General features: G+C 67.1%; 25 protein-coding genes. 4 read left to right on the forward strand and 21 right to left on the reverse strand.

The window, feature by feature from the left end; genetic code table 11:
• Nucleotides 1-5: 5 nt before the first annotated feature.
• From ACZ9AQ_RS07920 to ACZ9AQ_RS07980, 13 genes are all read right to left on the reverse strand, one after another.
• Nucleotides 6-707, reverse strand: coding sequence for an RNA pseudouridine synthase (locus tag ACZ9AQ_RS07920; protein WP_429203219.1), 702 nt, complete (start codon nucleotides 705-707; stop codon nucleotides 6-8).
• Nucleotides 704-1,738, reverse strand: a complete 1,035-nt coding sequence (gene ltaE, locus ACZ9AQ_RS07925; RefSeq protein WP_429203220.1) for a low-specificity L-threonine aldolase — start codon at nucleotides 1,736-1,738, stop codon at nucleotides 704-706. Before ltaE ends, ACZ9AQ_RS07920 begins: the two co-directional genes overlap by 4 nt.
• A 7-nt stretch (nucleotides 1,739-1,745) precedes the next feature.
• A complete protein-coding gene (locus tag ACZ9AQ_RS07930; protein WP_429203221.1) occupies nucleotides 1,746-2,630 on the reverse strand; it encodes a class I SAM-dependent methyltransferase in 885 nt (294 codons plus the stop codon).
• Between the two features lie 7 nt (nucleotides 2,631-2,637).
• Complete coding sequence (gene fdx / locus ACZ9AQ_RS07935) at nucleotides 2,638-2,979, reverse strand: ISC system 2Fe-2S type ferredoxin (RefSeq protein ID WP_429203222.1); 342 nt, start codon at nucleotides 2,977-2,979, stop codon at nucleotides 2,638-2,640.
• A 108-nt stretch (nucleotides 2,980-3,087) separates the two neighbouring features.
• Nucleotides 3,088-4,977, reverse strand: a complete 1,890-nt coding sequence (gene hscA / locus ACZ9AQ_RS07940; protein ID WP_429203223.1) for a Fe-S protein assembly chaperone HscA — start codon at nucleotides 4,975-4,977, stop codon at nucleotides 3,088-3,090.
• A gap of 78 nt (nucleotides 4,978-5,055) precedes the next feature.
• Nucleotides 5,056-5,571 (reverse strand): Fe-S protein assembly co-chaperone HscB, encoded by a 516-nt coding sequence (gene hscB / locus ACZ9AQ_RS07945; protein ID WP_429203224.1) that lies wholly within the window; start codon nucleotides 5,569-5,571, stop codon nucleotides 5,056-5,058.
• Nucleotides 5,572-5,575: 4 nt separating this feature from the next.
• Entirely contained in the window at nucleotides 5,576-5,899 is a 324-nt protein-coding gene (gene iscA, locus ACZ9AQ_RS07950; RefSeq protein ID WP_005666326.1) for an iron-sulfur cluster assembly protein IscA, read from the reverse strand.
• Between the two features lie 85 nt (nucleotides 5,900-5,984).
• Complete coding sequence (gene iscU, locus ACZ9AQ_RS07955) at nucleotides 5,985-6,377, reverse strand: Fe-S cluster assembly scaffold IscU (RefSeq protein ID WP_005666324.1); 393 nt, start codon at nucleotides 6,375-6,377, stop codon at nucleotides 5,985-5,987.
• 22 nt (nucleotides 6,378-6,399) lie between these two features.
• Nucleotides 6,400-7,656, reverse strand: coding sequence for an IscS subfamily cysteine desulfurase (locus ACZ9AQ_RS07960; RefSeq protein ID WP_429203225.1), 1,257 nt, complete (start codon nucleotides 7,654-7,656; stop codon nucleotides 6,400-6,402).
• Nucleotides 7,657-7,675: 19 nt separating this feature from the next.
• Nucleotides 7,676-8,152: a Fe-S cluster assembly transcriptional regulator IscR gene (iscR, locus tag ACZ9AQ_RS07965; RefSeq protein WP_109347015.1), complete on the reverse strand. Its 477-nt coding sequence runs from the start codon at nucleotides 8,150-8,152 to the stop codon at nucleotides 7,676-7,678.
• A gap of 199 nt (nucleotides 8,153-8,351) precedes the next feature.
• Nucleotides 8,352-9,122 carry a uracil-DNA glycosylase family protein gene (locus ACZ9AQ_RS07970; RefSeq protein ID WP_429203226.1) on the reverse strand — a complete coding sequence of 257 codons (771 nt, stop codon included), beginning with the start codon at nucleotides 9,120-9,122 and terminating at the stop codon, nucleotides 8,352-8,354.
• A 187-nt stretch (nucleotides 9,123-9,309) separates the two neighbouring features.
• Nucleotides 9,310-9,954: a maleylacetoacetate isomerase gene (gene maiA / locus ACZ9AQ_RS07975; RefSeq protein WP_429203227.1), complete on the reverse strand. Its 645-nt coding sequence runs from the start codon at nucleotides 9,952-9,954 to the stop codon at nucleotides 9,310-9,312.
• Nucleotides 9,951-11,027 carry a fumarylacetoacetate hydrolase family protein gene (locus ACZ9AQ_RS07980; RefSeq protein WP_429203228.1) on the reverse strand — a complete coding sequence of 359 codons (1,077 nt, stop codon included), beginning with the start codon at nucleotides 11,025-11,027 and terminating at the stop codon, nucleotides 9,951-9,953. The genes maiA and ACZ9AQ_RS07980 overlap by 4 nt, the downstream gene beginning before the upstream one ends.
• Before the next feature lie 95 nt (nucleotides 11,028-11,122).
• On the opposite strand from ACZ9AQ_RS07980, the gene ACZ9AQ_RS07985 reads away from it, so the two are divergent.
• Together ACZ9AQ_RS07985 and ACZ9AQ_RS07990 are read left to right on the forward strand one after the other, a co-directional pair.
• On the forward strand, nucleotides 11,123-12,037 hold the full coding sequence (locus ACZ9AQ_RS07985) for a LysR family transcriptional regulator (RefSeq protein WP_429203229.1): 915 nt from the start codon (nucleotides 11,123-11,125) through the stop codon (nucleotides 12,035-12,037).
• A 52-nt stretch (nucleotides 12,038-12,089) separates the two neighbouring features.
• Nucleotides 12,090-12,680 carry a gamma-glutamylcyclotransferase gene (locus ACZ9AQ_RS07990; protein WP_429203230.1) on the forward strand — a complete coding sequence of 197 codons (591 nt, stop codon included), beginning with the start codon at nucleotides 12,090-12,092 and terminating at the stop codon, nucleotides 12,678-12,680.
• A gap of 1 nt (nucleotide 12,681) precedes the next feature.
• Here the strand turns inward: ACZ9AQ_RS07990 and ACZ9AQ_RS07995 are convergent, their stop codons facing one another.
• From ACZ9AQ_RS07995 to ACZ9AQ_RS08025, 7 genes are all read right to left on the reverse strand, one after another.
• Nucleotides 12,682-13,272 carry an AAA family ATPase gene (locus ACZ9AQ_RS07995; protein ID WP_429203231.1) on the reverse strand — a complete coding sequence of 197 codons (591 nt, stop codon included), beginning with the start codon at nucleotides 13,270-13,272 and terminating at the stop codon, nucleotides 12,682-12,684.
• A 37-nt stretch (nucleotides 13,273-13,309) separates the two neighbouring features.
• Entirely contained in the window at nucleotides 13,310-14,680 is a 1,371-nt protein-coding gene (locus ACZ9AQ_RS08000; protein ID WP_429203232.1) for an MFS transporter, read from the reverse strand.
• Nucleotides 14,681-14,761: 81 nt separating this feature from the next.
• Nucleotides 14,762-15,940, reverse strand: coding sequence for a PA0069 family radical SAM protein (locus tag ACZ9AQ_RS08005; protein WP_429203233.1), 1,179 nt, complete (start codon nucleotides 15,938-15,940; stop codon nucleotides 14,762-14,764).
• 58 nt (nucleotides 15,941-15,998) lie between these two features.
• On the reverse strand, nucleotides 15,999-16,604 hold the full coding sequence (locus tag ACZ9AQ_RS08010) for a tRNA-uridine aminocarboxypropyltransferase (protein ID WP_429203234.1): 606 nt from the start codon (nucleotides 16,602-16,604) through the stop codon (nucleotides 15,999-16,001).
• The gene (locus ACZ9AQ_RS08015; protein ID WP_429203235.1) at nucleotides 16,601-17,995 is read right to left on the reverse strand and encodes an efflux transporter outer membrane subunit; all 1,395 of its coding nucleotides are present in this window, start codon (nucleotides 17,993-17,995) and stop codon (nucleotides 16,601-16,603) included. The genes ACZ9AQ_RS08010 and ACZ9AQ_RS08015 overlap by 4 nt, the downstream gene beginning before the upstream one ends.
• On the reverse strand, nucleotides 17,992-19,062 hold the full coding sequence (locus ACZ9AQ_RS08020; protein WP_429203236.1) for an HlyD family secretion protein: 1,071 nt from the start codon (nucleotides 19,060-19,062) through the stop codon (nucleotides 17,992-17,994). The genes ACZ9AQ_RS08015 and ACZ9AQ_RS08020 overlap by 4 nt, the downstream gene beginning before the upstream one ends.
• A gap of 19 nt (nucleotides 19,063-19,081) precedes the next feature.
• Nucleotides 19,082-20,755, reverse strand: coding sequence for an MFS transporter (locus ACZ9AQ_RS08025; protein ID WP_429203237.1), 1,674 nt, complete (start codon nucleotides 20,753-20,755; stop codon nucleotides 19,082-19,084).
• A gap of 197 nt (nucleotides 20,756-20,952) precedes the next feature.
• Between ACZ9AQ_RS08025 and ACZ9AQ_RS08030 the strand changes: the two genes are divergently transcribed.
• Both ACZ9AQ_RS08030 and ACZ9AQ_RS08035 read left to right on the forward strand, forming a co-directional pair.
• Complete coding sequence (locus ACZ9AQ_RS08030) at nucleotides 20,953-22,233, forward strand: dienelactone hydrolase family protein (RefSeq protein ID WP_429203238.1); 1,281 nt, start codon at nucleotides 20,953-20,955, stop codon at nucleotides 22,231-22,233.
• Nucleotides 22,234-22,409: 176 nt separating this feature from the next.
• Nucleotides 22,410-23,603 carry an esterase/lipase family protein gene (locus ACZ9AQ_RS08035; protein ID WP_429203239.1) on the forward strand — a complete coding sequence of 398 codons (1,194 nt, stop codon included), beginning with the start codon at nucleotides 22,410-22,412 and terminating at the stop codon, nucleotides 23,601-23,603.
• A gap of 164 nt (nucleotides 23,604-23,767) precedes the next feature.
• Here the strand turns inward: ACZ9AQ_RS08035 and ACZ9AQ_RS08040 are convergent, their stop codons facing one another.
• Nucleotides 23,768-25,675, reverse strand: coding sequence for a hybrid sensor histidine kinase/response regulator (locus ACZ9AQ_RS08040; protein WP_429203240.1), 1,908 nt, complete (start codon nucleotides 25,673-25,675; stop codon nucleotides 23,768-23,770).
• Between the last annotated feature and the right edge of the window lie 188 nt (nucleotides 25,676-25,863).

The following is a 25,863-nucleotide window of genomic DNA, read 5'->3' on the forward strand; positions in this document are numbered from 1 at the left end:
AAAGATCAGAAGCGCTCGACGTCGCGCAGGTAGCGCCAGCCGCCCGGCGGCAGGCTGCCCATGGAAATGCGGCCGATGCGCAGCCGGCGCAGCGCGGTGACCTCCAGGCCGACGTCGGCGCACAGGCGCGCTATCTGGCCGCGCTGGATGTTCTTGCCGGCGATGCGCAGGCGCGCCTCGCTTTGCCAGCTGGCGCGGAACATGCGGCCCAGCTTGTCCAGGCCGCCCTCGGCGATCTGCCCGTCCACCTCGGCCACGTATTCGGCCTCGTTGCGCGGCGCGTCGTCGACCAGTTTGCGCATCACGCGCCAGTCCTGGCTGAACACGACCAGGCCCGAAGCCATCGTCTCGAGCGGCGTCGCCGGCGCCAGCTTGGCCAGGTGGCGGCGCAGGAAAGGCTTGCCGAAGCCATGGTCCAGCACTTGCGTATCGGGCCCGATGGCGGCCAGCGCCGCCTCGAGCTCGACGCCGGCCGGCTTGTGCAACAGGATGGTGACCGGTTCCGGCTCGACCGGGGTGGCGCCGGGCAGCATCACGACCTGTTGCGCGGCCGTGACGCGGGTGGCGGGATCTTCGGCCACCACGCCATCGACGCTGACCCAGCCGCCGGCAATATAGCGTTCGGCGTCGGCGCGCGAGCACCCCGCCACTTCAGCGACGCGTTTCGCGAGGCGGATGCCGTCGTCGGTGTTCGGTGGTGCGATCATGCGTGCCAATCAGAGAAAAACGCGGTGAACACGTCGATCGTGCGCTTGACGTCGGCGTGCGAGATGTCGAGATGGGTCACCAGGCGCATGGTCGGGCCGACCGTGGCGCGGATGCCGGCGCGCGTCAAGGCCTGGCGCAGCGGCGCGCAGGCGCCGGCCGGCACCTCCATCCAGAAGATATTCGTCTGCGGCGTGCCGACGCTGAGCTGTTCGATCCGCGCCAGGCCTTGCGCCAGCTCGGCCGCGTTGTCGTGGTCGTTGGCGAGCAGCGCGACGTTGTTCTCCAGCGCATAGTGGGCCGCGGCGGCGATCACGCCGGCCTGGCGCATGCCGCCGCCCAGCATCTTGCGCCAGCGCTGGCCCTGCTCGATGAAGGACTTCGGTCCCAGCAGCACCGAGCCGACCGGCGCGCCGAGGCCCTTGGACAGGCACACCGAGACGGTATCGAACCCTTTTACCGCGTCGGCCAGGCTGATGGCCTGCTTGACGGCGGCGTTGCAGATGCGCGCGCCGTCGAGGTGGGTCGCCAGGCCTTTGTCGCGCGCGAGCGCGGTCGCGGCCGCGACGTATTCCTGGCTCAGCACGCGGCCGCCGATGGTGTTCTCCAGCGTCAGCAGCCGGGTGCGCGCGAAGTGCATGTCGTGCGGCTTGATGTAGGCCGCGATGTCGGCCAACGCGATACTGCCGTCCGGCTGGTTCGCGATCGGTTGCGGCTGGATGCTGCCCAGCACCGCGGCGCCCCCGCCTTCGTACTTGTAGGTGTGCGCTTCCTGGCCGACCAGGTATTCGTCGCCGCGGCCGCAGTGGGTCATCAAGGCGATCAGGTTGGTCTGGGTGCCGCTGGGGGCGAACATGCCGGCCTCGAAGCCGAACAGCTCGGCCGCATAGTCCTGCAGGCGCTTGACGGTGGGGTCGTCGCCGTAGACGTCGTCGCCGACCGGGGCCGCCACCATGGTGGCGCGCATCGCGGCGCTCGGCTGGGTCACGGTGTCGCTGCGCAGGTCGATCCAGCGCTCGATGCTCATGCTCATGTTCTGCTCACTCCGTCGTGGCGGGTTGCGGCGCGTAGAAACGCTCTCTCATTTCGCTCAGCCCGAGCTCGCCCAGCACCTCGTCCAGGCGCTCGGCCGGCCGGCGGCGCGGCAGGTTTTTATAGGTGGCGACGATCAGCTCGTTCTTCATCGAGTGTTCCCAACCCACCAGTTCGGTGACCGTGACCTGGTAGCCGTGGGCCTCGAGCTGCAGGCAGCGCAGGACGTTGGTCACCTGGCTGCCGAACTCGCGGGTATGGATCGGATGGCGCCAGATCTCGGTGAGCGCGCTGCGCCCCAGATCCTTGCCCTTGTTCTTGCGCAGCACGGACGCGACTTCGGCCTGGCAACACGGCACCAGCACCATGTGCCTGGCCTTCTTCTTGAGGGCGAAGTCGATGGCGTCGTCGGTGGCGGTGTTGCAGGCGTGCAGCGCGGTGACGACGTCGATCGTTTCGGGCAGCTCGCCCGAGGTGGTCGACTCGGCGACCGACAGCGGCAGGAACGACATGCCGGCAAAGCCCAGGCGCGCGGCCAGTTCGGTGGATTTTCCGACCAGCTCGGCGCGGGTCTCGATGCCATAGATATGCGAGCCCTGCTCCTGCCCCTTGACGAACAGGTCGTACAGGATGAAGCCGAGGTAGGACTTGCCGGCGCCGTGGTCGACCAGCGAGACGCTGCCTTTTTCTTCCTTCACCTCGCGCAGCAGCGGCTCGATGAAGTTATATAGATGGTAGACCTGCTTGAGCTTGCGGCGGCTGTCCTGGTTCAACTTGCCGTCGCGGGTCAGGATGTGCAGCTCCTTGAGCAGCTCGATCGACTGGCCGGGACGCACCTCCGGCGGCAGTTCCTGTGGTGCCGGGACTTTCCTGGCTGGCTCAAGACGCTTCATGGACGGCTCAGTGGTTCTTTTCGGCGGCGTGGTTGATCGTGTACTTCGGGATCTCGACCACCAGGTCTTCGTCGGCGACGATTGCCTGGCACGACAGGCGCGAATTCGGCTCCAGGCCCCAGGCCTTGTCGAGCATGTCTTCTTCCTTCTCTTCCTGCTCGTTCAGCGATTCGAAGCCTTCGCGCACGATCACGTGGCAGGTGGTGCAGGCGCAGACGCGGTCGCAGGCGTGCTCGATCTCGATGTCGTTCTCGAGCAGGACGTCGCAGACCGACTTGCCGCTTGGCGCTTCGAGCACGGCGCCGTCGGGGCAGAACACCGGGTGGGGAAGGATGACGATTTGTGGCACTTGGTTACCTCGGTTTGTATGTTGTGTGTGGTGCGTTGCTGTTTATTCTATTCCGCGCCAGCCGCCCTGTCGTTCATTGGGCACGGGTCACCATGGCGGCGCGGTGGTTCAGACCTCGTCCAGCGACTTGCCCGCCAGCGCCTTGCGCACGCTCTTGTCCATGCGGCGCGCGGCGAATTCCTCGGTGTCCCTGGCCAGCGCCTGCACTGCGGCGTGCAGCGCGTCCTGGCGCGGGCCCGCCGCGCTTGACGCGTCGTTCGACGCCGCGAGCGCGTCGCGCACCGCCTGCAGCTGCTGATTGACCACGGCCTGCTCTTGCGGCGCCAGCAGTTCGGCATCCTGGTCCAGCGCCGACTGCGTCGCCAGCAGGATGCGTTCGGCCTCGACCTGTTCTTCGCGCAGCGCGCGCATCTGCATGTCGCTGGAGGCCGAGCTGTACGATTCCTGCAGCATGCGCGCCACGTCGTCATCAGCCAGGCCATAGGATGGCTTGACCGTGATCGACGCTTCCACGCCCGAACGCATTTCGCGCGCCGCCACCGACAGCAGGCCGTCGGCGTCGACCTGATAGGTGACGCGGATGCGCGCAGCGCCGGCCGCCATCGGCGGAATGCCGCGCAGCTCGAAGCGCGCCAGCGAACGGCAGTCCGACACCAGCTCGCGCTCGCCCTGCACCACGTGCACCGCCAGCGCGGTCTGGCCGTCCTTGAAGGTCGTGAATTCCTGGGCGCGCGCGACGGGGATCGTCGAATTGCGCGGGATGATCTTCTCGACCAGGCCGCCCATCGTCTCGATGCCCAGCGACAGCGGGGTCACGTCCAGCAGCAGCCAGTCGTCACCCTCGGCGCGGTTGCCGGCCAGTTGGTCGGCCTGGATCGCGGCGCCCAGCGCCACCACGCGGTCCGGGTCGATGTTGGCGTGCGGGATGGTCTGGAAGAATTCCGACACCGCGCGGCGCACGTGCGGCATGCGCGTCGCGCCGCCGACCATCACGACGCCGTCGACGTCCTCGACGCTCACCTTGGCGTCGCGCATCGCCTTGCGGATCGCGTTCATGGTCTTGCCGACCAGGTGGCTGGTGATCTCGGAGAACACCGCGGCGGTGATCGTGACCTGCACGATCTCGCCCGACTTCAGGATCGCCTCGACCGTCGTTTCCTCGTTGGTCGACAGCAGTTCCTTGGCCTGGCGCGCCTTGACCATCAGGGTCGCGGTGTCGACGTCGGACAGCGGCGCCAGCTTGGCCTGCTCGGTGATCCAGCAAAACAGCCGGTGGTCGAAATCGTCGCCGCCCAGGGCCGAATCGCCCCCGGTCGACAGCACCTCGAACACGCCCTTCGACAGCTTGAGGATCGAGATGTCGAAGGTGCCGCCGCCCAGGTCGTAGACCGCATAGACGCCTTCCTTGCCATGGTCGAGACCATAGGCGATGGCGGCGGCGGTCGGTTCCGACAGCAGGCGCAGCACGTTCAGGCCGGCCAGCTGGGCCGCGTCCTTGGTGGCCTGGCGCTGGGCGTCGTCGAAATACGCCGGCACGGTGATCACGGCGCCGACCAGGTCGTCGCCCAGCGAATCCTCGGCGCGCTGGCGCAGGGTGGCCAGGATCTGGGCCGACACCTCGACCGGGCTTTTCACGCCAGCGACCGTGTTCAGCTGGACCATGCCCTCGCCGTCGACGAAGTCGTAGGGCAGGTTCTCGGCGTGGGCGATGTCCTTGAGGCTGCGGCCCATGAAGCGCTTGACCGAGACGATGGTGTTCTTCGGGTCCGTCGTCTGGTGCACGCGCGCCTTGTGGCCGATGTTGGCGTGACCGTTCGCCAGGTAGCGCACGATCGACGGCAGCAGCGAACGGCCCTCCTCGTCGCTCAGCACTTCGGGGCTGCCGCTACGGACGGTGGCGACGAGCGAGTTGGTGGTGCCCAGGTCGATGCCCACCGCCAGGCGGTGCTGGTGCGGGGCGGTGGACATGCCGGGTTCGGCGATTTGGAGGAGTGCCATAGTCGTGATACCAATATTGTTTTTCTGCGCGGGGGTCGAACGGCCCGGCGGACCGTTCGACAATCGATCCGCAGCGGATCAGGCGTCGATCGCCTCGAAGGCGTACTGCACTTCGTCGCCGAATTTATCGAGGAACATCAGGCCGCGCACGCCTTGCGCGGCGCCAGTGAAGTCGCCCGTGGCCAGCTGGTCTGCAACGGCGGCGAGCATGTTCTTGCGCTCGGCGCGCAGTTGCGCCTCCAGCCGGTCGAGCGCGATGGCGTCCTTGGCCGCGCGCGCGTCCTCGAGCTCCTCGCGCCACTCCATCTGCTGCATCAGGAAGGCCGGGGGCATGGCCGTATTCGACTCGGTCTGCAGGTCGACGCCGTTCAGCTCGCACAAGTACTGCGCGCGCTTTTGCGGGTTGCGCAGCGTTTGATAGGCTTCGTTGGCGCGGGTCGCCCACTGCATCGCCACGCGCTTTTCGGCGTCGGTGGCGTTGACGAAGCGGTCCGGGTGCACGCGGCCCTGGACTTCGCGGTAGGCGGCGTCCAGGGCGGCCTGGTCGACCTCGAAACGGGCCGGCAGCTGGAACAGGTCGAAGTGGTTCTGCATCGGCTTAGATACGGAAGCTTTCGCCGCAGCCGCAGTTGTCCTTGACGTTCGGGTTGTTGAAGCGGAAGCCTTCGTTGAGCCCTTCGCGGGCGAAATCGAGTTCGGTGCCGTCGATGTACGCCAGGCTTTTCGGGTCGACGAAGACCTTCACGCCGTGCGACTCGAACACCGCGTCTTCGGCGGCGCTCTCGTCGACGTACTCGAGCTTGTAGGCCAGGCCGGAGCAGCCGGTGGTGCGCACACCGAAGCGCAAGCCGATGCCCTTGCCCCGGCGTTCGAGGTAACGGTTGACGTGCTTCGCGGCTTTTTCGGTCAGGGTGATTGCCATGTGCTTCTCCAGCTCTGTTCTACTAAAAATGCTTGCGCTGCTGTAATGCGTAGGGCGGACGGCAAAGCCGTCCACCCGACATTCATTACGCTGCTGCCTTCTCGTGCTTCGCCTTGTAGTCGGCGACGGCGGCCTTGATCGCGTCTTCGGCCAGGATCGAGCAGTGAATCTTGACCGGCGGCAGGGCCAGTTCTTCGGCGATCTGGGTGTTCTTGATCGCCAGCGCCTCGTCGAGGCTCTTGCCCTTCACCCATTCGGTGATCAGCGAGCTCGATGCGATGGCCGAACCGCAGCCATAGGTCTTGAACTTCGCGTCTTCGATCAGGCCCTGGTCGTTGACCTTGATCTGCAGTTTCATGACGTCGCCGCAGGCCGGCGCGCCGACCATGCCGGTGCCGACTGCATCGTCGCCCTTGTCGAAGGCGCCGACGTTGCGCGGGTTTTCGTAGTGGTCCAGTACTTTGTCCGAATATGCCATGGTAGTGCTCCTTAATCTTGATTTAGTGGGCTGCCCATTGGATCGAATTCAAATCGATCCCCTCTTTGAACATGTCCCACAGCGGCGACAGTTCGCGCAGTTTGCCAACCTTTGCCTTGAGCAGGTTGACGGCGAAGTCGATCTCTTCCTCGGTCGTGAAGCGGCCGATGGTGAAGCGGATCGAGCTGTGCGCCAGTTCGTCGCTGCGGCCCAGGGCGCGCAGCACGTACGACGGTTCCAGGCTGGCCGAGGTGCAGGCCGAACCGGACGACACGGCGATGTCCTTGACCGCCATGATCAGCGACTCGCCTTCGACATAGTTGAACGAGACGTTCAGGTTGTGCGGCACGCGGTGGTCCATGTCGCCGTTGATGTAGACCTCTTCGATCTCCATCAGGCCCTTGGCCAGGCGGTCGCGCAGTGCGCGCACCTTCACCAGTTCGCTCTCCATCTCTTCTTTCGCGATGCGGAAGGCTTCGCCCATGCCCACCAGCTGGTGGGTCGGCAGGGTGCCCGAACGCAGGCCGCGCTCGTGGCCGCCGCCGTGCATCTGCGCCTCGAGGCGCACGCGCGGCTTGCGGCGCACGTACAGGGCGCCGACGCCTTTCGGGCCATACACCTTGTGCGCGGTGAAGGTCATCAGGTCGACCTTCGACTTTTCGAGGTCGATATGGACCTTGCCGACGGCTTGCGCGGCGTCGCAGTGGAAGATGATGCCTTTCGAGCGGCACAGCGTGGCCAGCTCTTCGATCGGCTGGACCACGCCGATCTCGTTATTGACCAGCATGACCGAGACCAGGATGGTGTCGGGACGCAGGGCCGCCTGCAGTTGTTCGACGGTGATCAGGCCGTTGTCCTGCGGCTCGAGGTAGGTGGCTTCGAAGCCCACGCGCTCGAGTTCGCGCACGGTGTCGAGCACCGATTTGTGCTCGGTCTTGACCGTGATGATGTGCTTGCCCTTCGTCTTGTAGAACTGGGCCGCGCCCTTGAGCGCCAGGTTGTTGCTCTCGGTCGCTCCCGAGGTCCAGATGATCTCGCGCGGATCGGCGCCGACCATCGACGCGACGTTCTGGCGCGCTTCCTCGACCGCGGCTTCTGCGCTCCAGCCATAGGCGTGGCTGCGCGAGGCCGGATTGCCGAACTGCTCGCGCAGGAACGGGATCATGGCATCCGCGACGCGTGGATCGACCGGCGTGGTGGCCGAGTAGTCCAGGTAGATCGGGAAATGGGGCGCAGTCGCGAAGCTCTGCTCGGTTTTCTTGTCCAAAGGCGCGTTCATCAATTCACTCCAGTAAGCTTCAGTTTGTTCCGACGGCGGCCGGGGCGCCGCGGTGCACGTGCACGACGTTCTGTTCTTTTTGGCGCTGCTGGTCGACCAGGTCTTGCAGCGACACCGAATCGAGGTAGTCGACCATTTTTTCGTTCAGCGTGGTCCACAGTTCGTGGGTCATGCAGCGCGCACCATCGGTATGGGCGCCATGGCAATTTTCTTTGCCACCGCACTGGGTCGCATCCAGCGGTTCGTCGACGGCGATGATGATGTCAGCCACCGTCACCTTGCCCGCCGGACGGGCCAGGCTGTAGCCGCCACCCGGGCCGCGGATCGATTCGACGATCTCGTGGCGGCGCAGCTTGCCGAACAGCTGCTCCAGGTAAGACAGCGAAATGGCCTGGCGCTGGCTGATGCCTGACAGCGTGACCGGACCATTGCCTTGACGCATGGCAAGATCGATCATCGCGGTGACAGCAAAACGGCCTTTGGTGGTCAGACGCATTACAACCCCGTTAATGTTAAGATATTCCTCTTGTTCAACTATCTCGCCCTGCACCACGATTTCCCTAGGTGACCCGGGTCAACAACAGATTAGTTGAACGATTTAGTCAAGTATAGCAAATCGCGAACGTCTTGTCTTGGCGGCCCCCAAAAACGCCCCTCCTCCTACGCCTTGCGGCCAAATGCCGGCGCGGCAGTCCTCAGCGCTTGCGCAACAGTTCCATCGGGCCGAACAAACGCTGCATCCCCGCATGCCCGATGAAGCTCAGGTTGTACGGGTGCTCGGCCACCTCCTGCGGGAAGGCGGCGGTCTCCGGCAGCTTTTTCAGTTGTTCGGCAATCTTGCCCCATAGAACCAGGGTGGGCGGTTCAGCCCGCTCGGCCAGCGCCGCCAGCACCGTTTGCAGGAACGGCAGCCAGGCGCGCGCATCGACCGCCGGCGCGACGTGCTTGCGAAACACCAGCGCCGCATTGAGCAGCAGGAAGCCGTGAGAGGTGAGGTTGTCCTGCAACTCGGCCAGGGTCTGGATCGAGCCGTCGCCCCTGGCCGCCAGCGCGATCGGCGCCAGCGCCGCGCCGCCGGTCGCGTCGAGCTGCAAGCGGCCGCTCGCCACCAGCAGCATCTTCATGAAGTTGCGCAGCGACGTCGCGCGGTTGACCGGTTTCGACAGGCCGGTCTCGCACCACAGGTCCCCGACCGCCCCGTCCATGAAACAGACGCCGGTCGCGCTCGCGGCGCGCGGGTAAGGGCCTTCGCCGACCAGCACGTAGCGGACCTTGTCCAGCGGCTGGGCGAAGGCGGCGAACAGGCGCTGTCCGGTGGGCAGGTAGTCGTCGATGGCGAGCGCCGGCAGGTAGCCGGGATTGGCGCGGGCGACGGCCGCGAGGCCGGCTTCGAGAACGGGGCGCCAGGAGGCGTCGGCCAGGTCGAGTGCTTGCAGGATCGGGGCGGGAATCGCGGTCGTGGTCATGGCTGAATGGACAAGGCAAAGAGGCGCGATTGTAGCCCGCCCGGCTGGCCGCATGCGCTGCCTTCGCAGCAGCGCGGCCGACGGGCGCGCCGCATGGCGGGCGGCGCCGTGGGCGAGCCACGGCGCGGTGCGCGGGGATGATGCGGGAGCGGAGAGCGGACCGCGTGCAGGCGGTCGTCCTCGGGACTTACTCGGTATCGGGCTGGTGCGACGGATGCGCGGCCCGGAACGCCGGCAGCTCGATGCACAGCGAATTGATGCGGTCGATGTTCGGATAGGCCGACACGTCGATGTCGAAGCGCTGCGCATTGAATACCTGCGGCACCAGGTAGCAGTCGGCGATCGTTGGATGGTCGCCATGGCAGAACGGTCCGGCGCCGGGATCGCGCGCCAGGTGCGCCTCGAGCGACTGGAAGCCTTCGATGATCCAGTGGCGGTACCACTCGGTCTTGGCCTCGCTCGACAGGCCCAGGTGCCTGACCAGGTATTTCAGTACGCGCAGGTTGTTGAGGGGATGGATGTCGCAGCCGATGATCTGGGCCAGCTCGCGCACGCGTCCGCGGCCCGGCGCGTCCTTCGGCAGCAGCGGCGGCTCGGGATGGATCTCCTCCAGGTATTCGATGATCGCCATCGACTGGCTGAGCGTGATGCGGTCGTCCTGGAACGATGGCACCAGCGCGCTCGGGTTGATCTGGCGGTACGCTTCCTGCATCTGCTCGCCGCCGTCCTTCAGCAGGTGCACCGGCACCGCATCGTAGGGCAAGCCCTTCAGGTTGAGCGCAATGCGCACCCGGTACGCGGCCGAGCTGCGAAAATAGGTGTAGAGCTTCATGGCTGCCTCATTTGCTGTCTCTGTTGTTGTCTTTGTTGCCGCTGTGTCTCTTGGCGCTTTTCCTGGTAGCGCAGCACTTCCTGGTCGATGGCGCCGAAGATGCTGGCGCCATCGGCGTCGAGCATGTCGATGCGCACCGTGTCGCCGAAGCGCATGAACGGCGTCTTCGGCTTGCCCTCTTCGATGGTCTCGTACATGCGCACCTCGGCCAGGCAGCAGTAGCCGACGCCGCCGTTCTCGACGCTCGAACCGTGCAGGCTGCCCTGCTTGTTCGACACCGTGCCCGAGCCGATGATGCTGCCGGCGCACAGCTCGCGGGTGGCGGCCGCGTGCGCGATCAGCTGGGCGAAGCTGAAGGTCATGTCTTCGCCGGCGTTTGGACGGCCGAAGGCGGCGCCGTTGAGCGTCACCAGCAGCGGCAGGTGCAGCTTGCTGTCCCGCCAGGCGTCGCCCAGCTCGTCCGGCGTGACGGCGACCGGCGAGAAGGCGCTGGCCGGCTTGGACTGGTAGAAGCCGAAGCCCTTGGCCAGTTCGTTCGGAATCAGATTGCGCAGCGAGACGTCGTTGACCAGCATGACCAGGCGGATCGCGCTCGCGGCGCGCTCCACGCTGGCGCCCATCGGCACGTCGCCCGTGACCACCGCCACCTCGGCCTCGAAGTCGATGCCCCAGTCTTCTTGCAGGGCCGCGATCGGATCGCAGGGCCCGACGAAGGAATCGCCGCCGCCCTGGTACATCAGCGGATCGGTATAGAACGAGGCCGGCACGTCGGCGTTGCGCGCCTTGCGCACCAGTTCGACGTGGTTGAGGTAGGCCGAGCCGTCGGCCCACTGGTAGGCGCGCGGCAGCGGTGAATGGCATTCCTGCTCGATGAACGATTCGGCGTCGTCGGCGTTGCCGTCGTTGAGCTGCTGGTAGACCTGCTGCAGGCGCGGCGCGACGGCGTCCCAGTCGTCCAGCGCGGCCTGCATGGTGCGCGCGATGTCGGGCACGGCCTGGCAGGTGACCAGGTCGCGGCTGACGACGACCAGGGCGCCGTCGCGGCCGCCGGATTTGAGGGTGGCGAGCTTCATGGACGTTTCCTTCGATATTTGAGTCGCCACCATTACAAATCAAAAACCCACTATCATACAAACAGTATTTTCAACCCGATTTATCAGGTTATCTTATGAATCCAACCCTGCGCCAGATGCGCGCCTTCGTCGCCCTGGCCAAGACCGGCAATTTCACGCTGGCGGCGCAGGCGCTCCACGTGACGCAGTCGGCGCTGTCCGGGCTGATCAAGGAGCTCGAACAGACCCTGGGCGCGCGCGTGGTCGACCGCAGCACGCGCCGCATCGGGTTGACCGACATCGGGCGCGAGCTGTTCCCCTTATTTAGCCAGATGATCGATGACCTGGACAGTGCGCTGGCTAACGTCGCCGATCACACGCAGCTCAAGAAGGGGCTGGTGCGTGTCGCGGCGCCGCAACTGCTGTCATGCACCCTGCTGCCGCAGGTGATTGCGGCCTATCGGGCGCAACATCCGGCGATCGAGGTGCGCCTGGCCGACACCGAGGTGGAGGGCGTGATCGCGCGTGTCCTGTCGGGCGAGGCGGACGTCGGCATCGGCCCCGAGCGCGTGCCGGCGCCGCCGCTGGAAGCGCGCGAGCTGTTCGAGATGCCGTTCGCGCTGGTGTTTCCGGAGAATCATCCGCTGGCCTCGCTGCCGCGCCTGACCTGGCACGACGTGGCGCACCACCCCTTCATTTCGCTGCAGGGCCAGTTTACGGAGCGGCTGCTGGACGATATCGGCGCGGCGCTGCGGCATGCCTCGCTGCGCGAGACGCCCATCAGGCCGGCCTACGAGGTGACTTTCATGACCACGGCGCTGGCGATGGTCAGCGCCGGGCTCGGTATCACGGTCTGCCTGCCGTATGCCGAACCGCTGGTGAAGCTGCACGGCCTGGTGCTGCGGCTGCTGGACGAACCGGTGCTGACGCGGCGTTTCCTTGTCTACACCCGCCCCGGCCGCTCGCTGTCGCCGGCGGCCGAGAGTTATATCGATTTCCTGTTCGGATATGTACGAGGGTCGCAACGCTGACGCTGCACGCCGCGCTACAATGAAAGGCATCTGTCTTTGCCCCGACCTCACGATGTCCCACGATACGATCGCGATCAACCAGCGAATGAACAAGTTCGACGGCCACCAGAGCGTGTGGCTGTTCGGTTACGGTTCACTGATCTTCAAGGCCGATTTTCCGTACCTCGACCGGCGCCCGGCCCATATCGGCGGCTGGTCGCGGCGTTTCTGGCAAGGCTCGCACGACCACCGCGGCACCGCAACGGCGCCGGGGCGCGTCGTTACCCTGGTGCCGGATGCCGGCGCGCTGTGCCATGGCATGGCCTACCTGGTGACGCCGGAAGAATTCGCGCACCTGGATCACCGCGAAAAGAACGGCTACCTGAGGCTGGCGACCGAGATGCATTTCGACGACGGCAGCAGCGACGAGGGGATTGTGTACATCGCCACGCACGAGAACCACGCTTATCTCGGGCCGGCCGATGAACTGGACATCGCGCGCCAGATCGCCACGGCGCGCGGCCCGAGTGGGCCGAACAGCGAATACCTGCTGGGACTGGCGCAAGCCTTGCGCGAACTCGGCAAGCCCGACCCGCACGTGTTCGCGCTCGAACGGCACCTGGCCGATCTCGGGGTGATGCAACCACAGCAGCGGCGCGCGTAGCTTATGCAGCTGCGGCAGCGGCGCGTGTCCTGTCCCGGTCCTGTTCGATCCGGGACAGGACGTCCATCACCTTCGCGGCGCGCGCTTCCAGCGTGCCCGTCAATACCGTGTAATCGATGCCGCGCCGGTTCAGGTCTTCCAGCACCAGGCGCTGGACATGGGTGCGCCAGGCGGCATTTTCGCGCACGCCGGGTTCTTCTTCGTACGGGATGTCGTCGGCGCAGACGAAATGGTGCAGGTAGCGGGTGCGGCAATCGTCGGCGTAGCGCAGCAGCGCGGGCGGAACCGGCTCGGTGACCTGGCCGAAGCACAGGCCCAGCAGCAGCGTGGTCAAGGCGTTGGTATCGACGAACACGCAGGGACCGGCTTCCTGCCTGATGGCGGCATCCTCGGCATCGCGGTGGCGCTCGGCGATCTCGACGTAGTCGCCGGCGCTCAAGTCGCCCTGCTTCTCTTCCCAGATGAAGCGGCCGATCTCGGGCACGAAGCCGGCGCCCTGCCGCTGCGCCAGGTGCTGGGCCAGGGTCGACTTCCCGGTCGATTCCGCCCCGACGAACACGACCATGTCGACCTGCTGCTGCCATGCGCCCATCCGTGTCACTTCCGTTTCCTCATCTTGAGTCCTTCGTTCAATCCAGCGCCTGCCGGCGCGATTCGGTATCGACGCACAGGATGGCGAATGCTCCTACCAGCAGAAAGCTCGACAGCATCACCAGCGCCAGCGTGAAGTGCGTGGCCATCACCGGCGCCACGATCGCCGGCGCGAACAGGCCGCCGAAGCGGGCGACGGCGCCGGCCATGCCCATGCCGCTGGCGCGCAGACGGGTCGGGTAGACCTCGGGCGTGAACGCATACAGGGCGCCCCAGGTGCCCAGCAGCGCAAAGCTCATCAGGAGCGTCGATCCGACCACCAGTGCGGTCGCGCTGCCAAGACTGTAGCCCAGGCAGCCGATACTGCTCAGCAGCAGGAAGCCGACCAGCGTCGGCTTGCGGCCCCAGCGCTCGACGCCGTAGGCGGCCAGCGCGAAACCCGGCAGCTGGACCAGCGCCAGCACGATCAAAAATTCCTGCCCACGCATGAAGCCGAAGCCTTCGGCGCTCAGCTTGATCGGCAGGTAGACGAATACGCCGTAATAGGCGATCGAGACCAGCGCCCACGCGAGCAGCAGCGCGACACTGCGGCGGCGCAGGCCGTCCTTGAACAGCGAGAGCAAGGTGGTCTTCTGCCTGGGCTCGGGCTGCAGCGGCGGGATCTCGACCGCGCGGCCATTGGTCCTGGCCACCCGCGCCAGCACCGCGCGCGCCTCCTCGAACTTGCCGCTGCGGTGCAGGTACATGGGCGACTCGGGGATATAAAAGCGCAGGACCACCCCGACCAGGGCCGGCAAGCCGGTGACGAAGAAGATGACGCGCCAGGCGTCGTCGCCCCACTGCACCGCCCACAACGCCAGCACCGCGAGGCAAATCGTCCCCAGCGCCCAGAACGACTCCAGCAGCACCAGCCAGCGGCCACGGCGGTCGCTGGGCAGGAACTCGGCCATCATCGTGTAGTCGACCGGCAGGGTCGCGCCGACCCCGATGCCGGTCAGGAAGCGCAGGACCAGGAGCCAGGTGAAGTCGGGCGCGAAGGCGGACGCGACGCCGAAGCAGGCGTCGATCAGCACCGCGATCAGGAGGACCGGGCGGCGGCCGATCCGGTCCGCCAGCCGGCCGAAGACGAAAGCGCCGATCAGCATGCCGACGAAGAACAGCGTCCCCGTCTGCAGCGCCTGCGGCATGCTCAAGCCGAAGGTCCGGGCGATCGAGGGCGCGGAAAAGCCGATCGACAGCACCTGCATGGCGTCGGCCAGCCAGACCAGGCCGAAGATCGTGAAGATGCGGTACTGGAAGCGGCCGACGCCGGCGGCCTGCAGGCCCTGCTCTACCGACGCTGCGGCGGCGCCCTGCCCGGTGGGATTCGCGGGATGTCCGCCCTGCGCTGCGGGAACTGAGGTGGCCATAGGATGTAGAAATAAGCAACAGACGGCATTGTACGCCGGAGACCGCAACTGCGCGCTCCAGACCACCGCCCATCTCGGAGCCTAAAACAAATCCAGCTGCCCCGCTCCTTTCGCATCCCGCTTCTGTTTCGGTGGCGCCGGCACCACCAGTGGCCGCCTGAACTGCGACCGGTCGAGCCGTCCGAAGCGCCCACGCAGATCCGAAAAACCCAGACGCCCGGATGCCTTCTCGAAGCGCTGCCGGATCAGGTCGGCCCACACGCCCGCGCCCTTCATGCGGGTCGCGAAATCGCTGTCATAGTCCTTTCCGCCGCGCATCTCGCGGATGCGGTTCATCACCCGCTGCGCCCGGTCCGGGAAGTGCGCCTGCAACCACTCGTGGAACAAGGGATTGACCTCGTGCGGCAGGCGCAGCACCGTGTAGTGCGCGCCGATCGCGCCGGCGTCGCGCGCCGCCTCCAGGATGCGTTCGATCTCGGGCTCGGTCACGAAGGGAATGATCGGCGCCACGCTGACGCTCACCGGAATCCCGGCCTCGGTCAGCGTACGAATGGTGCGTAGCCGCCGCATCGGCGCCGCCGCGCGCGGCTCCAGCGTGCGCGAGATCCCGGCGTCGAGCGTGGTCAGCGTGACGGCCGCGCACGCCAGGCCTTGCGCGGCCATCGGCGCCAGGATGTCGATGTCGCGCTCGATCAGCGACGACTTGGTGATGAGACCGGCCGGATGGCGGCATTCGGCCAGCACTTCAAGCACCGCGCGTGTCAGCTTGCGCTCGCGTTCGCACGGTTGATAGGCGTCGGTGTTGACCCCGATCGCGATGTGTTCGGGCACGTAGCCGGGTTTCGCCAGCTCGCGCCGCAGCAGTTCGGCCGCGTTGACCTTGGCGAACAGGCGGCTTTCAAAATCGAGTCCCGGCGACAAACCAAGGTAGCTGTGCGTCGGCCGCGCGAAGCAATAGATGCAACCGTGCTCGCAGCCGCGATAGGGATTCAGGGAGACGCTGAACGGGATGTCCGGTGAAGTATTGCGCGACAGGATGCTCTTGGCGATCTCGTCGGTCACCACGGTCTTGAACGCCGGCGCGGCGTCATCGTCGACTGCCCAGCCGTCGTCGAAACGCTCGCGGCCGTTGACCTCGTAGCGGCCTTCCAGGTTCGATACTGCACCGCGCCCCTTGCGCGCCAGCGGCGGCGATGGCGCAAGGGAGAGGTGCCCGTCGTCGACAGGTTCGCGCTGGAGAGGAAAATCGATGGTGCCCATGGCTGGCGCTCCGATACTGTATGTTTGTACAGTATATTACGCCTGCCGCGTGCCGAATTCAAGCGCGCACGTACGATGCCTGTTGTGAAACAAACCCGTCGAAGGCGTCCAGCAGCGCCCGGTAGCGCCCGCCGTCGCCTTCGAGCTGGCCCAGCGCCTGCGCCGCTGCTTCCAGGCTCGACAGCTGGTGCGGGGCATGCGCCTTGCGGATGCGGTAGTTCGACGGCGCCACCTCGCTCAGCGCCAGCCGCGGCAACGCCTGGAGCGCCGGGTTCAGGTACAGCATCTTGCGGCTCTTGCGCCAGGTGGCGTCGAGCACGACCAGGCGCAGCATCGATGCCGGCAGCGAAGGCAGCGGCGGCGGCGACGGCAGGGTCGGGTCGTCCGGCGTCTGCGGATACAGCAGCACCGGCGTGCGGCCGCCGGCGTGCAGCAGGCCGTCCAGCAGGTCCGCATCGAACGTTTCGCCCACTACCAGCTTGCTGGCGGCCACGCTCAGGTGCAGCAGCCGCCCGCTGTTCTTGGCGTTGCCCGCTTCGAGCGGATGCAGCAGCACCAGCAGCGCGGCCTGGGGCGCGACCGGCGCGATCCAGCGGCAGATGCAGGCCGGCTGCGCGCGCAGGCAGGTGGCGCAGACCGGACGCTTGACGAGCGGCGCACTCATGGCGCCGGCGTCCATCCACCGCCCAGCGCGCGGTACAGGTCGACGTGCGCCGCCAGCAGGCCGGTGCGCAGCTGCAGCGCGTTCAGGTCGGCATCGAAGGTCGTGCGCTGGGCGTCGAGTTCTTCGAGATACGAAGCGTAACCGTTGCGATAGCGGTTGCGCGCCACCCGCAGCACCTCGTTGGCCGCCACCCTCCTCGCCTCGGCCTCGGCCAGTTGGCGTTGCAGGCCGTCGATCGAGGCCAGCGCATTGTCGGTCTCGGCGAACGCCGTGCGCACCACCGATTCATACGCGTAGACGGCGCGGTCGCGCACCGTGCCCGCGATTTCGGCCTGCGCGCGCAGCCGGCCCGCGTCGAACAGCGGCGCCAGCACGCTGCCGCCGATGCTCCACAACGCGGTCGGCGAGCGCAGCAGCTGCGACAGGCTGTGTCCCTGCGCACCCAGCGACGCCGTCAGGCGGATCGACGGCAGCAGCGCGTCGCGCGCCACCGCCAGGCCTGCGTCGCTCGCCGCCAGCAGGCGCTCGGCCTGGGCGATATCGGGACGCCGACGCAGCAGCGCCGACGGCAGCCCCGGCGCCGGGCGCGGCTCGCGCAACGCCATGAGGTCGGCGCCGCGCGCGAGCGGGCCGGGACTGGCGCCGAGCAGCAGGTTCAACGCCTGCTCCTGCAGCGCGATCTGGCGCTCCAGCGCGGGCACGGTGGCGGCGGTCGCGTGCAGCTCGGCCTCGGCCTGCGACATCTCCAGGCGCGAGCTGTAGCCGACCTCGAACTGATGGCGCGCCAGCTCGAACGAGCGCTTGCGGGATTCGAGCGTTGCGCGCGCCAGCGCCAGCTGGGCGTCCAGGCCCAGCAGGTTCAGGTAGCCGGACGCGGTATTGGCCACCACCGCCAGCGCCGCGGCTTGCCCAGCCGCTTCCTGCGCCAGCGACTCGAAGCGCGCCGCCGTGACGCTGCCTGCGATGCGGCCGAACAGGTCCGGCTCGTAGCTGGCCTGCACGGCGCCCACGACCGAGGTGGTCTCGACCGGTTCGCCGAACGGTCCAATGGTGCGCGCACGCGTCGGCCCCAGCGCCAGGTTCAATGCCGGCAGCCGCGCGCTGTCGGCCACGCGGATGCGCGCCCGGTATTCCTGCAAACGCGACCGGGCGATCTTGAGGTCGTCGTTATGGGCGAGTGCACGCCGCACCAGCTCATCCAGCACAGGGTCGCCGAACGCGCGCCACCAGTCACGGTCGATCGCGGCGCCCTCTCCCGCACCCTCTCCCGCGCTGGCCGTGCGCCAGCCCGGCGGAACCGTCAGCGAAGGTTCCGGGGCCGGCTGCGGCGCCATCGCGCAGGCCGACAGCAGCAGCGGCAGCGCCGCCAGGACGAATGCGCGCCGCCTCACCGCGCGGCCCCGCTTGGCGCCGTATCGATCGTGGTCACCACCGACATGCCCGGCCGCAGGCGCGCGGCCAGCGGCTGGTTCGGATCGATGCTGATCCGCACCGGAATCCGCTGCGCGATCTTGACGAAGTTGCCGGTGGCGTTGTCCGGCGCAATCACCGAGAACTCCGAGCCGGTCGCCGGCGAGATGCGTTCGACGTGACCGCGCAGCCGCGCGTTGCCCAGGGCGTCGACGCTGAAGGTCACCGTCTGGCCGACGGCCACGTTGGCCATCTGCGTTTCCTTCATGTTGGCGATGATCCACATCGTGTCGGGCACCAGCGCCGTCAGCTGCGCGCCGGCGTTGACATAAGCGCCCTGGCGCACCGTCACCTGGCCCAGCTGGCCGTCGCGCGGCGCCGTGATGTGCGTATTGGCCAGGTCGATCTCGGCCAGCTTCACCGCCGCTTCGGCGCCGGCGACCGCCGCCTCAAGCGCGGCGCGGTTGACGTCGACCGAGCGCAGGTTCTGGCGCGCGATCTCGATCGCGGCGCGCGACTGGTCGCGGCTGGCGCTGGCCTGCGCCTGCGTCGCGCGCGCGGCGTCGAGTTCGCGCGCCGACAGCGAACCGTCGGCCGCCAGCTCCTCGACGCGGCGCAGGTCGGCCCGGGCGCGCCGCGCCTGGGCCTCGTTCGACGCCAGCAGCGCCTGGTTCTGCGCGATCGTGGCGCGCGCGCTCGACTGGCTCTGGGCGAAATTGGCGAGCGCCGCCTGGCGGTTGGCCAGCTCGGCGCGCGCCTGCGCCAGGCGCTGAGTCGGTATGCGTTCGTCGATGCGCATCAGCAGTTCACCCTTCTTCACATGCTGGAAATCCTGCACCCGCACCTCGACCACGTAGCCGCTCAGCTGCGGACTGATGATCGTCACCTGGCCGCGCACCAGCGCGTTCTCGGTGCTCTGCAGGGTGCTGCGAAACGGCGGCAGGTTCCACGCGTACAGCACGATCAGCACGCCGGCGATGGCGATGGCGCCGAACGCGAGTGCGCTCAGCAGGATGCGGCGTGGTCGGGAAACGGGGGGATGCGGCATGGTCGATGGTTCTGGCATGTCAGTCGGTCACGGGGTCGGGTGATGGTGGGGCGCCCGGCTTGGGCGCGGGGGCCGGCACGGCGTTCGGGGCCCGGAAGCAATGCAGCCACACGGCATGCAGGAAGATCCAGGCCGCGCTCGCGGCGGCCAGGGCGGCCAGCACCAGGAACACGTCGTTGTAGGCAAGGATATTGGCTTCGCGCGTGGCGGTCGCCGACAGCGATTGCAGGCTCTGGCGCGTCGCGGCAAGCGGATCGGCCAGCAGGCGCCCGGCCGCGGCGGCGCCCGACCCGATGCGACCCGCCACCAGCGGATCCAGGCTGGACAGGCCTTCGACGATCAGCGAGGAATGGTATTTTTCGCGGATCACCTGGAACGTGCCCACCAGGCTCGAACCGAGCAGGCTGCCCAGGTTCTGCGTGAGGCCGAACAGCACCGAGAAGCTGATCAGGTTCTGCGGATTGGGAATCACCGCCCCGAGCAGCGACACCACCAGGGGGCCGAGGAACAGCACGCCGCCAAAGGCGAGCAGGCTCTGGCTCAGGTACATCTGTTCGGGCCGGGTCTGGTTGCTGGCATGGGCGTCGATCCAGGCGCCCAGCGCCATGCACAACAGGGCGATCACCTGCGGCGCCACCAGGTGCTTGACGTCGATCGTCAGCGCCGACACCACGATCCCGGCCACCGTGGCGGCCAGCACGATCGCGTACAGGGTCTGCATCTGGTCGTTGTCCAGGCCCACCGCGCGCAGGAAGCCGACCGCGCCCACGCTCTGCTCCGACAGCACGATGCGCACCAGCAGCATCGACAGCGCCAGGCGCACGATATTGCCGCTGGCCAGCCAGCGCAGGTTCAACAGCGGATTGGCGCGGTTGTGCTCAAGGCATAGCGCCCCCGCCAGCAGCACGATCGCGCCGGCCAGCGCCATGCCGATCCAGGCGCGCTCGAACCACCACTCCACCCGGCCGAAGCTGATCGCCGCGCACAGCAGCGCCATGCCCGGCGCGAACAGGGCGAAGGTGACGAAGTCGGCCGGCCGGAAGGCCTTGATGTAGTCGCCCGGCGGCAGCTTGAGCAGCAGCACGGCGCCGAGCGACACCAGGGCCAGGCCCAGCTCGAACAGGTAGAGGCCGCGCCATTCGGCGATCTGCAGCAGGTCGTTGGAAAAGATGTAGGCCAGCGGCAGCGCCAGCTGGGCCGCGCCCATTGCCAGCGCCACCCCGCGCAGGCGCCATTCCTTCTTGAAACCTTGCAGGATGTAATACAGGCCGAGCGGCGACACCGCCGCCGCCAGCATGCCGTGGGCGGCGCGCACCGCGATCGCCGAGGTCAGGTCGCCCACGAACAGGTGGGCGAAGGTCACCAGCGCATACAGCACCAAAAAGATCTCGGTGAACAGGCGCAGGCCGAACTGTTGCCGGAATTTCACCAGCAGCAGGTTCATCGAGGCATTGGCCATCACGTAGGCGGCCGGCAACCAGGTGGTTTCGGTGGAATAGGCGCCCAGCACGCCCTGCAGGTGAACCAGGTTGACGGTGACCAGCGCGTTGCCGAGGCCGCCGGTAATGGTGATCAGGACGCCAACGAACAGGTAGGCCAGGCGCAGCGGGGTCGGATGGGCCGGCGTGGACGGCGAGCCGGGCATCATCGGCCGTTCGTCCGGCGCCCACTCGCGCGGCGCATACTTGCTCATGCGTAATTTCCCAAGCTACTCACAGGGCGCGATGATACTCCTTTGGAAAAAAGCACGTCGGATGTCAGTTTCACCACACGCAAAAATTTAGCTGCAGAACTGGTCAACCGGATATTGCTCTCAAGATTTACTCGTCCTAGACTCGGGTTTATTCCGTACGGAAATTGTTCCGTATGGCAGCATTGCCAGAGTCATCCATGTCGAGAACACCGTCTGTCCGTACCCTGATCTCCGCGTCGATTGCCGCGCTGGCCATGCTGCCGGCGCTGGCCCACCTGCAGGAACTGCCCGCCGCGGCTGCCACCAACCAGCTCGATCACCGCATGAACGAGCACGTCGTCCAGGTGCCCGCCGGCGACGGCGGGGTCACGCTCGAGACCACCGTGTTCCAGCCGAGCGGCCCCGGTCCCTTTCCGCTGATCGTCATCAACCATGGCAAGGATTCCGGCCGCCCCAGCCTGCAGCCGCGTGACCGCTTCTATTACATGGCCAGCGCCTTCGTCAAGCGCGGCTATGCGGTGATGGTGCCGATGCGCCAGGGCTTCTCGAAGTCGGGCGGCCGCTACCGCGACCATGGCTGCAACATGACGGCCAACGGCTATACGCAAGCCGAAGACATCCGCGCGACCCTCGATTACGCGCGCCGCCAGCCCTGGGTCGATGGCGAGCGCATGGTGGTGGCCGGCCAGTCGTATGGCGGCCTGGCCACGATCGCCCTCGGCACCGAAGCGGTGCCGGGCGTGCGTGGCCTGATCAACTTCGCCGGCGGCCTGCGCGACGACAGCGACCGCTGCGCCTGGCGCTCGCAGCTGGTGTCGGCGTTCGCCGAATACGGCGCCAAATCCAGGTTGCCGAGCCTGTGGATGTATGGCCAGAACGACTCGCTGTTCGGGCCGGAACTGGCCGGACGCATGCACGCCTCCTACGTCCAGGCAGGCGGCCGCGGCCGCCTGGTGGAATTCCCGGCGTTCAAGCGCGATGCCCACGGCATGCTGGCCAGCCGCGACGGCGAGAAAGTATGGCTGGCCGACACCGAACGCTTCCTGCAGGAGATCGGCATGCCGACCGCGGTCGTGGTCGACGTTGCGCCTCTGCCGAGCCAGCCGCGCACCGATTACGCCGGGGTCGACGACGTCGACGCCGTGCCCTTCCTGTCCGAGCACGGGCGCCGCGCCTACCGCGAATACCTGACCAAGATGACGCCGCGCGCCTTCGCCGTGTCGCCAAGCGGCGGCTGGACCTGGGCCGAGGAAGGAGAAGACCCGGAAGGCCGCGCGCTGGCCACCTGCTCGGCCAAGAGCAAGCATCCGTGCCGCCTGTACTCGGTCGACGACTACGTGGTGTGGACCGACGGGCGTCTGGAACAGGTCGAGAAGGCGGCGGCCACCGCATCGGCCACGCCGCTGCCGGGCGCCACCCCGGCGGCGACGGCCGGATCGGACCCGACCACGTCGGTCGGCAGCACCACGGCGCGCTGATCGGGTGCGTCATCCATGAGATGATGCATGCAGGAATCTGACACGGCGTTGTCAAGCGGCATGCGCATGTTTCCATGCGTGAAGTTTAATTCCCTTGCCACCGGTCGACACAGCGCAAACCCGACCGTCGTCCTACCTCCGACAATGTGCTTGACGCTTTTTATCGGAGAAGCCAGATGGTTCGATTCGCTCGCGCCTGCGCCGCCCTGCTGGCCGCACTGGGCATGTTCGCCGCTCCCGCCTGTAGCGCCGCGAACAACTATCCCGTCATCCTCGTCCACGGTTTCCTCGGCTTCGGGCCCGAGGAATTCCAGCACAGCGGGTTCAACTACTGGGGCGGCTACGGCGACATCGCCTCGCAGATGCAGATCTACCGCGGTCCGCACGCCGTGTTCGCCGCCGCGGTCGGCCCGATCTCGTCCAACTGGGACCGCGCGGCCGACCTGTATGCCCAGATCAAGGGTGGCTGCGTCGATTATGGCAAGGCCCATGTGCGCGACCACGGCTTGCCGGGCCAGGTACAAAAGCCGCCCGGCAAATGTTGGGCCGCCGATCCGCGCAATAACCCGCAAGACTATCCGCTGGCCCTGTATCCGGCCTGGGACCAGGACCACCCGATCCACCTGATCGGGCACAGCCAGGGCGGCACCACGATCCGGGCGCTGATCGAACTGCTGGAACACGGCTCGCCCCAGGACGAAGGCGACGGCGAACTGTTCAAGGGCGGCAAGGTCGGCTGGATCCGCAGCGCGGCCACGATCTCGGCGCCGCACAACGGCACCACCCTGACCGATGCCGTCTTCAACATCCTGCCGGGCCTGCGCCTGCCGCTGCGCGACGTGCTCGGGCACCGGGTGGCGGGCTGGGAACTGGCGCCGGACGGCGCGCGCGAATTCAACCTGTGGGCGCGCACCTCCCCGCACATCTATTATTTTTCGGTCGGCACGGTGGCCACCGAGGGCGGCGCCTGGTGCTGCAACGGCACCGATCGCATCGTCGCCCCGGTCCAGACCACGCTGTTCCAGTATGCGCGCGCCGACATGATCCCCTATTTCAAATCCTTCGCCGGCGAATGGATCGTGCCGTCGGTGGCGCAGCGCGGCATGGGCAGCTACACCGTCGACCTGCCCAACCGGGTGCGCATCGACAGCGACTGGTTCTCGAACGACGGCGTGGTCAACACGATCAGCATGCGCGCACCCAATGGCCACCCGGCGCGCGACTACGACGGCACGGCCGTGCGCGGAACATGGAATTTCCTGGGCAACTACAAGGGCTACGACCACTTCGACATCCTGAACTGGCCCAACCAGGGACCGTCGGCCGACAAGCTCTATGAGCAGATCAGCGACATCATCTTTGCGCTGTGACGCCGCCGGCGAGGCGCCTCGCCGGCGGAGCGGCCGCTTTCAGGCGTGCTGAAAGGCACGCTTACAGGCCGTACTTACAGGCGTGCTGTCGGCCTCGCCGCCAGGCTTGCGCCGAGCGCGCGTCCATTCGCACCGCACGGCGACGAGGCCCCTTCGTCAGGGTCTCAATGCGTGCGGCGCAGGCTCCTGGCCAGATCCGACAGCCGGTACGGCTTGCTGACGAAGGCGAACTCCCCCAGCCGCGAGCGGTCGAGCTTCAATGCCGGCTGCGGATAGCCCGAGGCCAGCATCACCTTCACGTTCGGGTAGTGGCTGCGCGTGTAGGCGGCCAGCTCGATGCCGTTCATACCGTTCGGCATCACCACGTCGGTAAACAGGATGTCGACGTCGCGGCTGGCCAGCAGGGTCAGGGCGTCGTTGCCGCTGGCGGCGGTCATCACGTCGTAGCCCATGCTCTGGAACAGCGAGGACGCGACGTCCAGCAGATCGGGCTCGTCCTCGACGATCAGCACGGTCTCGGTCTCGATCTCGGCCAGGTCGTGCGCGTTCGCGGTCACGGCCGGCAGCCAGATGATGATGCTGGTGCCCTTGCCCAGCGTGCTCTCGATGGTCACCTCGCCGCCCGACTGCTTGATGAAGCCGTACACCTGCGACAGGCCCAGGCCCGTGCCCTTGCCGAGCTCCTTGGTGGTGAAGAAGGGTTCGAACGCGCGCGCGATGGTCTCCGGCGCCATGCCGGTGCCGTTATCGGTCACGCTCAGGCGCAGCCAGGGGCCGGCCGCCAGCACCGCGTGTTCGCCCTCGGCCAGCGCCAGGCCCGCCGTTTCGACCACGATGCGCCCGCCGCCCGGCATCGCGTCGCGCGCATTGACCACCAGGTTCAGCACCGCCGACTCCAGCCGCGCGGCGTCGATCACGACGTTCGGCGCCCCGGGATCGAGCTCGAGCACGAAGTCGATCGACGAATTGGCGGCGCGGCGCAGCACCGATTCGAAGCCGCTGAGGATGCGGTTGACGTTGCGCGTCTCGGGTTCCAGCGGCTGCTGGCGCGCGAAGGCCAGCAATTGCTGGGTGAGCGTGGCGCCGCGGTCGATCGCGCGCCGCATGCTGTCGAGGGTCTTGGCGTCGTCGCCCGGGCTGCGCTGCATGCCCAGCAGCTCGAGGCCGCTCGAGATCACCGACAGCAGGTTGTTGAAGTCGTGCGCGATGCCGCCGGTGAGCTGGCCGATCGACTCCATCTTCTGGGCCTGGAACAGCGCCGCCTGGGCCTTGTCGAGCGCCTCGGCCGCCGCCTTCTTCTCGGTCAGGTCGCGCGTGATCTTGGCATAGCCCAGCAGGCGCGCGTCGTCGCCACGGATGGCGTCGATCACGACGTTGGCCCAGAACCGGGTGCCGTCCTTGCGCACGCGCCAGCCTTCGGCCTCGTAGCGGCCGACGTCGCCGGCTGTCGCCAGCGCGCGCGCCGGCAGGCCGCGCAGGCGGTCTTCGTCGGTGTAGAACAGCGAGAAGTGGTGGCCGACGATGTCGTCGTGGCTGTAGCCCTTGATGCGCTCGGCGCCCAGGTTCCAGTTCGACACCACGCCCTCCGGCGTGAGCATGTAGATCGCATAGTCGGTCACGCCCTGCACCAGCAGGCGGAAGCGCTGCTCGCTCTCGCGCAGCAGGTCTTCGGCCTGCTTCTTCTCGGTGACGTCGCGCGTGATCTTGGCATAGCCGATCAGTGCGCCCTGGTTGTCGCGGATCGGATCGATCACCACGTGGGCCCAGAAGCGGCCGCCGTCCTTGCGCACACGCCAGCCTTCGGATCCGTAGCGGCCGTGGGCCAGGGCGTGGGCCAGCGCCTGCGCCGGCAGGTCGGCGGTGCGGTCCTCGGGAGTGTAGAAACGGGAGAAATGCTGCTGCAGGATCTCGTGCTCGAGATAGCCCTTGAAGCGCTGGGCGCCGGCATTCCAGCTGTTGACGTATCCCTGCGGATCGAGCATGTAGATCGCGTAATCGCTGATGCCGGTAATCAGGTATTGAAAGCGCTGCTCGTCGGTCAGCGGTTGCTTGACGGGTCGTGAAGTGTCCATGGGGCCGTGCGGCTTCCTGTCTGCTGAGCCGAAAAAGTAGCCTATGATACATCTGATCTACGGCAATACACGATTCGACCATGTGCGGGCGCAGGGATACCGGGGTTCCATGGGCCGCACCTGCGATGACAACCCATCCTTTTGCCTATGGGAAATAACGGCTCAGTATCAAAACCGCTATGACTTTC

Source organism: Massilia sp. UYP34 (genome assembly GCF_056279385.1).

Excerpts from the sequence above, each read along its gene's own strand:
- ACZ9AQ_RS07920 (WP_429203219.1), bottom strand. The coding sequence starts at position 707 with ATGATCGCACCACCGAACACCGACGACGGCATCCGCCTCGCGAAACGC.
- ltaE (WP_429203220.1), bottom strand. The coding sequence starts at position 1,738 with ATGAGCATGAGCATCGAGCGCTGGATCGACCTGCGCAGCGACACCGTG.
- ACZ9AQ_RS07930 (WP_429203221.1), bottom strand. The coding sequence starts at position 2,630 with ATGAAGCGTCTTGAGCCAGCCAGGAAAGTCCCGGCACCACAGGAACTG.
- hscA (WP_429203223.1), bottom strand. The coding sequence starts at position 4,977 with ATGGCACTCCTCCAAATCGCCGAACCCGGCATGTCCACCGCCCCGCAC.
- hscB (WP_429203224.1), bottom strand. The coding sequence starts at position 5,571 with ATGCAGAACCACTTCGACCTGTTCCAGCTGCCGGCCCGTTTCGAGGTC.
- iscA (WP_005666326.1), bottom strand. The coding sequence starts at position 5,899 with ATGGCAATCACCCTGACCGAAAAAGCCGCGAAGCACGTCAACCGTTAC.
- iscU (WP_005666324.1), bottom strand. The coding sequence starts at position 6,377 with ATGGCATATTCGGACAAAGTACTGGACCACTACGAAAACCCGCGCAAC.
- ACZ9AQ_RS07960 (WP_429203225.1), bottom strand. The coding sequence starts at position 7,656 with ATGAACGCGCCTTTGGACAAGAAAACCGAGCAGAGCTTCGCGACTGCG.
- iscR (WP_109347015.1), bottom strand. The coding sequence starts at position 8,152 with ATGCGTCTGACCACCAAAGGCCGTTTTGCTGTCACCGCGATGATCGAT.
- ACZ9AQ_RS07970 (WP_429203226.1), bottom strand. The coding sequence starts at position 9,122 with ATGACCACGACCGCGATTCCCGCCCCGATCCTGCAAGCACTCGACCTG.
- maiA (WP_429203227.1), bottom strand. The coding sequence starts at position 9,954 with ATGAAGCTCTACACCTATTTTCGCAGCTCGGCCGCGTACCGGGTGCGC.
- ACZ9AQ_RS07980 (WP_429203228.1), bottom strand. The coding sequence starts at position 11,027 with ATGAAGCTCGCCACCCTCAAATCCGGCGGCCGCGACGGCGCCCTGGTC.
- ACZ9AQ_RS07985 (WP_429203229.1), top strand. The coding sequence starts at position 11,123 with ATGAATCCAACCCTGCGCCAGATGCGCGCCTTCGTCGCCCTGGCCAAG.
- ACZ9AQ_RS07990 (WP_429203230.1), top strand. The coding sequence starts at position 12,090 with ATGTCCCACGATACGATCGCGATCAACCAGCGAATGAACAAGTTCGAC.
- ACZ9AQ_RS07995 (WP_429203231.1), bottom strand. The coding sequence starts at position 13,272 with ATGGGCGCATGGCAGCAGCAGGTCGACATGGTCGTGTTCGTCGGGGCG.
- ACZ9AQ_RS08000 (WP_429203232.1), bottom strand. The coding sequence starts at position 14,680 with ATGGCCACCTCAGTTCCCGCAGCGCAGGGCGGACATCCCGCGAATCCC.
- ACZ9AQ_RS08005 (WP_429203233.1), bottom strand. The coding sequence starts at position 15,940 with ATGGGCACCATCGATTTTCCTCTCCAGCGCGAACCTGTCGACGACGGG.
- ACZ9AQ_RS08010 (WP_429203234.1), bottom strand. The coding sequence starts at position 16,604 with ATGAGTGCGCCGCTCGTCAAGCGTCCGGTCTGCGCCACCTGCCTGCGC.
- ACZ9AQ_RS08020 (WP_429203236.1), bottom strand. The coding sequence starts at position 19,062 with ATGCCGCATCCCCCCGTTTCCCGACCACGCCGCATCCTGCTGAGCGCA.
- ACZ9AQ_RS08025 (WP_429203237.1), bottom strand. The coding sequence starts at position 20,755 with ATGAGCAAGTATGCGCCGCGCGAGTGGGCGCCGGACGAACGGCCGATG.
- ACZ9AQ_RS08030 (WP_429203238.1), top strand. The coding sequence starts at position 20,953 with ATGTCGAGAACACCGTCTGTCCGTACCCTGATCTCCGCGTCGATTGCC.
- ACZ9AQ_RS08035 (WP_429203239.1), top strand. The coding sequence starts at position 22,410 with ATGGTTCGATTCGCTCGCGCCTGCGCCGCCCTGCTGGCCGCACTGGGC.
- ACZ9AQ_RS08040 (WP_429203240.1), bottom strand. The coding sequence starts at position 25,675 with ATGGACACTTCACGACCCGTCAAGCAACCGCTGACCGACGAGCAGCGC.